2 protein-coding genes and 2 pseudogenes are annotated in these 3,215 nt (G+C 73.5%); all 4 read right to left on the bottom strand.

Going from position 1 to position 3,215, the window contains the following annotated elements:
- The coding region (locus AC0CYZ_RS27065; protein WP_472221141.1) for an FAD-binding oxidoreductase at window positions 1-1,106 on the bottom strand (1,106 nt) is incomplete at its 3' end.
- Between the two features lie 139 nt (window positions 1,107-1,245).
- Window positions 1,246-2,171: pseudogene (locus AC0CYZ_RS27060) on the bottom strand (pirin family protein).
- Window positions 2,159-2,722, bottom strand: coding sequence for a hypothetical protein (locus tag AC0CYZ_RS27055; RefSeq protein WP_472221139.1), 564 nt, complete (start codon window positions 2,720-2,722; stop codon window positions 2,159-2,161). Before AC0CYZ_RS27055 ends, AC0CYZ_RS27060 begins: the two are co-directional and overlap by 13 nt.
- 174 nt (window positions 2,723-2,896) lie before the next feature.
- Window positions 2,897-3,215, bottom strand: a pseudogene (locus AC0CYZ_RS27050) (hypothetical protein); the annotation flags it as partial.

The following is a 3,215-nucleotide window of genomic DNA, read 5'->3' as shown; positions in this document are numbered from 1 at the left end:
CCGCCGATCGCCCGCAGCTCCACCATGATCAGCGGCAGCTCGTGCTGCGGGCCGGCGGCCGCGAGCAGGGCGTCGATCGCGTCGTCGTCGACCGAGCCCAGGAACCCGCCGGTGGCCCAGCAGGGCAGCGGGTCGGTCGGGTCGCAGTGCACCGCGTCCATCGCGGCCGCCGGCATCTCCTCGACCATGTCGATGATCGGGGTGGCGACGCGCCGCATCGGGCTCACGACCTCGAGCCCCTCGATCTCGGGGCCGAGGTGCGCGACGCGCAGCTGCACGACCGTGCGCCCGCGCAGCGGCGGCGGGGCCCCCTCCATGTCGGGCATGCGCAGGATCGCGATCGAGGTGGTGGTGTTCTCCTTCAGCTGCGGCTGCCACGCGCGCCAGGCGTGCATGACGGCGGCGGCGTCGGCCCCGTCGTAGAAGATCGACCCGCCGTAGAAGCGGGTCATCTCGACCAGCTCGACGGTCATCTCGACGACGATGCCCGCGGCGTCCTTCCCGCCGAGCATCGCGTCGAAGAGCTCGGGGTCGGAGGTGGGCGTCACCTCGCGGATCTCGCCGTCACCGGTGACGACCTGCATGCGGCGGACCCGGTCGCAGCCGTAGCCGAAGCGGCTCACGATCGGGCCGATGCCGCCGCCGGTGGTGAACCCGACGACGCCGACGTCCGAGGAGGAGCCGGTGACCGCGGCCAGCCCGTGCGGTGCGGCGGCCTCGAGCACGCGCGACCACTTGACGCCGGATCCGACGGTGACGGTGCGCGCGACCGGGTCGACGTCGCAGCGGTCGAGCCGCTTGGTGGAGACCACGACGACGCCCCGGTGCTCGACGTCGGAGTGGCCGGTGGCGACGACGCCGACGCCGATGCCCCGCGCGCGGGCCCACCGGACGGTGGCGGCGACGTCCTTGGCGGAGGTCGCCCCGACGACAGCCACGGGCTCGTGGACGGGCGCAAGGTTGAAGCCGGCGAGCTCGGTGACGACGCCGACCTCCCCCGGGTCCCACACGGGTCCGGTCACCGCTCTGCGCAGGTCGGCGAGGTCCGGGGTGTCCGTGACCGCGGCGGCGGTGGGGGCGACGGAACGGGTCGACAGCTCGGTCATGGTGACTCTCCGTTTAGACCAGCCGCGCTTCCGGGTGAAGCGGGATGCGAGCTACGCTAAAGTAGGCACTGAGAGTCACACAAGACCGGGATTTGTCCCCGAACGGTCACGCACCGTGAGACGCTCCGGTCACGGACGGTCAGCCGCGGGGCCGCAGCCGCGTGGTCGGCAGCGCCGGGGCGTGGAGTCGGGCAACGCTGCCGTCGCGGCCGACGTAGCCCGTGACGTGCCCGAACCGCTCCTCGGGGTCGTCCTCCCACGCCGTCCGGAACGCGACGATCTCGTCGTGGGTGCGCCCGACGAAGTTCCAGAACATGACGATCTGCTCGCCGAACGGCGTGCCGCCGAGCAGCAGTACGCGGGCCGGGGCGTCGCCGTCGTTGGTCAGGTCGAGCCGCGCGGGCCCGGGCGCGACGTAGGCGAGCTCCGCGGCGGCGACGTCCGCCGGCGTCAGGCCCGCCCCGCCGAGACGCACCCCGCCGGTGTCGACGAGGATCCCGTGCTCGAAGGCGGGGTCGACGTCGAGGGCGACCGTCGCGTGCGGTTCGAGGACGATCTCCGCGCCGAGCAGCGGCGAGAAGGTCGGCACCGGGCTCGAGGACCCGGCGAGGGTGCCGAGGAAGACCCGCGCGGTGCCGCCGTCGAGGACGACCGGCTCGGGGGCGTGGTGGGCGAACGACCGCGGGGTGTCGCGCGCGGCGTCGGGGAGGGCGAGCCAGAGCTGGGCCCCGTGCAGCGTCGTGGTGCCCGGCAGGGAGACCTCGGAGTGGCAGACGCCGTGGCCGCCGACCATGAGGTTGAGCTCGCCGGGCCGCACGATCGCGTGGACGCCGTGGCTGTCGCGGTGCTCCACCTCGCCGGTAAGAGCCAGCTGACCGTGGCGAGGCCGGTGTGCGGGTGCGGGGCGACGTCCATGCCGCCGGTGGCCGCGACGTCGTCGGGGCCGTAGTGGTCGACGAAGCACCACGCGCCGATCAGGGTGCGTTGCCGCTGCGGGAGGGTCCGGCGCACGGTCATCGCGCGGAGCCCGCCGAGTGGCACGTCGCGCGGGGTCAGGACCTCCATGAGGCAAAGAGTGCCAGCATCTGGCGCAGGTCGAGGCCTGTGCTCCCCTGCGTACCGGCGGACCCCCGCGCCGCCGCCGTCACCAACGAGGTGAAGTGCTCGATGCCGTGCAGGACGCCCCACACGAGACCGAGCTGCAGAGCCAGGGCCAGGACGAGCACGAAGGCCTGGAGAGAGAGAGTGTGCAGCGACCTCCTCGGCCGGGCCCACTGCTGCGCTACTGCCTGCCGTCGGCGCTCCTCCCGCGCCTGGCGATCGCGGTTCCACTCGTCGATCTGCTGCTGCTGCCCGCGCAGCCACGCCTGGTGCTCGTCCCGGCGTCTTCCGCTCGTGCGGTCGCCGTCGACCGACTCCATCGGCCGGCGTTGCTGGGGAACGAACGGAACGCAGTCGCGGACGTCCCCGGCGCTCGGGCGACTGCGAATGTCGTCGAGCACCTGGTCGCGCGCGACGTTGACGGCTTGGAGCTGGTGACCGCTCGCCTCGCGTAGGTGCTCCGGCTGCAGGTCGGGGTGCAGCCGGCGGACCACCTTGCGGTAGGCGCGTCGCACCTCGTCCTCGCCCGCTCCTGGCGGCACGCCCAGCAGGGCGTAACCATCTACCACGTCGTCCCCCCGGACATCCCCCGATGTCGTCGAGGTAACAGTAGTCGGTTGCTGGGAGTCCAACCGCACCTGACTAGTTCGGTCCACCGGTGCCAGGTGGCTGGCGGTCCGAGGTCCGAGTCAGCGGCTGCGGCGGCTGCCGCTGAACGAGGCCGCGGTGTGGGTGCTCTGCCCACCGCCCTGTCCACCCTGGCTGCGCTTGGCGCCGCCCTGGCCACCCCGCTGGCTGGTGCCTTGACCGGAACGCGACTGGTTGCGGGAGCGGCCGGAGCCGGTCCCACCGCCGTTGCCGCGACGACGCCCGCCACCGTTGCCCTGGCTGCCGCGCGAACGGCGCTCGGGCTGCACGCGGGTCGGTCGGTCGTCCACGAGGCCGCCGGCGACCAGGACGCGCTCACCGGGGGCGAGCTGGCGCAGCATCGCGTGCTCGGGGCCGGAG

The sequence above is a fragment of the Actinomycetospora sp. genome (assembly GCF_055612215.1).
Note: the sequence above shows the minus strand (reverse complement) of the source record. Positions and strands in the feature narration are given on the sequence as shown.